The following is a 741-nucleotide window of genomic DNA, read 5'->3' on the forward strand; positions in this document are numbered from 1 at the left end:
ACAATGGTTCCACCGGCCTATCTCGGCAAGCAGTTTGCGGCGGCGCACCAGCACTACCTTGTCTCTGGTAGCGCCACTATTGATTCCGGAGACCTCGAAACTGCCGTTCGCCATGTCACTGAGCACGGTTTCGGCACTGAATCAAACTCACGGCTGTTGGCGCTGATGAACCCGGCACAGGCGGAAGTGGTGTCAACCTTCAAAGCTGGCGAAGAAAACGCCAGCGGCATTATTGCCAAACACGACTACATTCCGTCCGCTGGCGCTCCGGCCTACTTGCAACCGGAAAATATCGTGGGTCAGGTTGCGCCGGAGTCCTACAACGGTCTTAAGGTGCAGGGTTCCTACGGCGAGACCTGGATCATCCAGAGCGACTTCATCCCAGAAGACTACTTCGCGGTTGTCGCCACCTACGGAGCCAACAGCCCTGACAACGCCATCGGGTTCAGGCAGCACGCTCAGCGCCAATATCAAGGTTTGCGTACTATTCCCGGTCTTGGCCCGTATCCGTTGCAGGACAGCTTTTTCCAGCGCAGCTTCGGTGTTGGTGTGCGCCGTCGCGGCCAAGCCTGCGTCACGCAGATCAAGGCCAGCGGTTCCTATAGCGTGCCGGTGATCCCGAAGTGACGCCTCGAGATTGGCTGCAGGCCAATCTGACTGCAGTCGTGGTCGCGGTAGCTCAGGCCGGTGCCACCCTGGCCGGCTCAACTGCTGAAACCAATGTGTCTCAGACCGTTACTA

General features: G+C 58.6%; 1 pseudogene. It reads left to right on the forward strand.

The annotated features are described in order from the left end of the window. Window positions 1-627 (forward strand): annotated as a pseudogene (locus tag A5791_RS17030) (hypothetical protein); the annotation flags it as partial. Between the last annotated feature and the right edge of the window lie 114 nt (window positions 628-741).

The sequence above is a fragment of the Mycobacterium sp. 852002-51163_SCH5372311 genome, from assembly GCF_001667115.1.
In the GTDB taxonomy this organism is placed as follows: domain Bacteria; phylum Actinomycetota; class Actinomycetes; order Mycobacteriales; family Mycobacteriaceae; genus Mycobacterium.